The 2,766-nt window shown below is 72.9% G+C and carries 3 protein-coding genes and 1 pseudogene; 2 read left to right on the top strand and 2 right to left on the bottom strand.

Annotated features, from left to right (window positions below):
• Nucleotides 1–91: 91 nt before the first annotated feature.
• Nucleotides 92–334 (bottom strand): annotated as a pseudogene (locus tag ETD83_RS41040) (DUF6069 family protein); the annotation flags it as partial.
• Between the two features lie 20 nt (nucleotides 335–354).
• Here ETD83_RS41040 and ETD83_RS41035 point away from each other — a divergent pair.
• Nucleotides 355–774 (top strand): helix-turn-helix transcriptional regulator, encoded by a 420-nt coding sequence (locus tag ETD83_RS41035; RefSeq protein ID WP_205718175.1) that lies wholly within the window; start codon nucleotides 355–357, stop codon nucleotides 772–774.
• 126 nt (nucleotides 775–900) lie between these two features.
• A complete protein-coding gene (locus ETD83_RS41030; protein ID WP_138650638.1) occupies nucleotides 901–1,353 on the top strand; it encodes a VOC family protein in 453 nt (150 codons plus the stop codon).
• A 52-nt stretch (nucleotides 1,354–1,405) separates the two neighbouring features.
• Here the strand turns inward: ETD83_RS41030 and ETD83_RS41025 are convergent.
• Nucleotides 1,406–2,766 (bottom strand): pyridoxal phosphate-dependent decarboxylase family protein (locus ETD83_RS41025; RefSeq protein ID WP_138650637.1); only part of this gene is annotated, 1,361 nt, incomplete at its 5' end.

Here is a 2,766-nt window from a genome sequence, read left to right as displayed (position 1 = left end):
CCTGACGGCCCCGCCCGATCCCCTGACGGCCGATACGCCACGAAGGCCCTGAAGGAGTTCCCTTCAGGGCCTTCGTCGTGCCTGGCCGCGCTCACCGGGCGGCGCGGCGGCGCAGGAGGGGCAGGAGCGCGACGGCCACCGCGATGTGGATGATCGTCAGCATCGTGCGGGTGGACGCCGTCGCCTCCTCGATGCCGATCGGCACGAACGACAGCACCAGGACCGCCGCCGCGAGGACGCCCCAGATGGCGCGGGCGTGGCGGGTGAAGCGCTCCAGGACGGCCATCGCGCCCCAGCCCAGCAGCGCGCACACCGAGCTGAACAGGACGATGTCGGATGTGTCAGCATCGGAGCATGGGAAGCGCGACGTCCGCCCTGGACACCGAGCCGCTGCGCCGCATGAGGCTGGCCAGGGACGCCATGGACCGCGACTGGGCCGAGCCCCTGGACGTCGCCGCCGTCGCCGCGCGCGCCGGCTACTCGCGGTACCACTTCGTCCGGCTGTTCAACGACGTCTACGGCGAGACGCCGGGCCGGTACCTGGCGCGGCGGCGCATCGAGCGCGCCCAGGACCTGCTGCGCACCGCCAACCTGACCGTCACCGAGATCTGCATGCTGGTCGGCTTCACCAGCCTCGGCTCGTTCTGCACCCGCTTCAAGCAGGAGGCCGGGATGACGCCGACGGAGTTCCGCCGGCACGCCCGTGCCAACGACTCGTCCGCGATCCCCGGCTGCTTCGTGCTGTTCTGGGCGGGCGGCTTCCGCAAGGACTAGCGGCGTCCGGCGACGCGGACACGGCCTCCCACCGGCCAGGGAGGCAGCAACTTTCGAGAAGGCGGCCCGGCCGTCCGCCTCCTAGCGTTGACGCACAGGTTCCGCGTCACGAAGGGGGAGACCGAAATGATCACCAATCTGAGGTTGGCCACCGTCTGGGTGCTCGACCAGGACTCGGCCAAGGCGTTCTTCACCGAGAAGCTCGGCCTGGAGGTCCGCGACGACATGACGCTCGGCGAGGGCGGGATGCGCTGGGTCACCCTCGGCGCGAAGGACCAGCCCGACCTGAGCCTCGCGCTCATGGTCCCGGGCCCGCCCACGATGGACCCCGGCTCCGCCGAGCAGATGAAGGCGCTGATCGCCAAGGGCGTCCTCGGCGCGGGGGCGTTCGGCACCGACGACTGCCAGGGCGACTACGAGCGGATGTCCGCCCAGGGCGTCGAGTTCGTCCAGCCGCCGGAGAAGCGCCCCTACGGCGTCGAGGCCGTCTTCCGCGACGACTCCGGCTGCTGGTACAGCCTCACCGAGCCCGTCGAGAAGCTCGACGAGACCGCGTCCTGGGGCGACTGCGTCTCCTGAGGCCGGCCCGCCGCGGGGCCGGGGCGATGCGCTCCGACCTCGGCCCGCCTGATCAGGCGGTCAGGCGGGGGCCGAGTTCCCGCAGGACGTCCACCAGCCGCTCCACGTCCGCCTTTGTCGTCCTCCAGTTCAGCGGTGCGGGCCGGAACACCGTCATGCCCCGGTAGGTGCTCGTCCCCGCGTAGACGCGGCCGTCCGCGAGCAGCGCCTCGCCCAGGCGCGCGTTCAGCTCGTCCAAGCGGTCCTCCGGGACGCCGTCCGGACGGTACCGGAAGCACACGACGCACAGCTGGACCGGCGCTAGGAGCTCCAGATCCGGCGCCGCCTCGACGAGGCCGCCCAAGTGCTGGGAGATGTCCAGGTGCCGCTCCACCATCGCCCGGTGGCCGTCCCGCCCGTACGCGCGCAACGTCGCCCAGATCGGCAGCGCCCGGGCCCGCCGCGACGACTCCGGGCCCAGCGTGTTGTAGTTGATCCGCTCGTCGTCGCCGTCCGGCAGATACGACGCCCCCCACGCGCCGAACGCGCGGGTCATCATCGCCTGGTCGCGGACGAACGAGAACCCGCTCTCGTACGGCACGTTCAGCCACTTGTGCCCGTCCGCCGTGACCGAATCGGCACGTTCCACGCCCCGCGCGAGATGCGCCGTCCGGGGCGAGAGCGCGGCGAACATGCCGAACGCGCCGTCCACGTGCAGCCAGGCGCCGTGCCGCTCCGCGAGGTCGGCGAGATCACCGATGGGGTCGGAGTCGCCCGCGTTGACGTCGCCGAGGTTCGCCACGATCACCGCGCGGCCGCCGGCGCGCGCCAGCTCCGCGTCCATGGCCGCGAGGTCGACCCGGCCCGCGTCGTCGCGCGAGAACGTGCGGAGCGTGTCCCGGCCGCACCCGAGGATCTGCAGCGCCTTGCGGGTGCTGACGTGCACCAGCCCGCTGCTGAACACCGGCATCGCCGGCAGGCCCGCGAGGCCGCGCGACGTCACGTCCACGCCGTACCGGTCGGCCCACCAGGAACGGGCGCACGCCAGGCCCGTGACGTGCGCGAGCGTCGCGCTCGGCGTCAGCACGCCGCCGAACGACGCGGGCAGCCCGAACAGCTCCTTCAGCCAGCGCAGCACCACCGTCTCCGCCCGCGTGGCCAGCGGCGACAGCACCCACATGCCCGCGCCCTGGTCCAGCAGCGACGTCGTCCAGTCGCCCGCCATCGCCGCCGGCGTCGACCCGCCCACCACGAAATGGAAGAAGCGCGGCCCGGACGAATGCGTCGCCGCCCGCGTCCCCACCCGCACCAGCCGTTCCACCGCAGCGACCGACCCGTCGCCCTTCACCGGCAGCGGGCCGTCCAGCTCGTCCAGCAGCGCGTCCCGCGACCGGTCGTGGACGGGACGCTCCGCCAGCCCGCCCAGGTACGCGC

Source organism: Actinomadura soli (genome assembly GCF_005889715.1).
Lineage (GTDB): Bacteria > Actinomycetota > Actinomycetes > Streptosporangiales > Streptosporangiaceae > Spirillospora > Spirillospora soli.
This window is presented reverse-complemented; position numbering and strand designations above follow the sequence as displayed.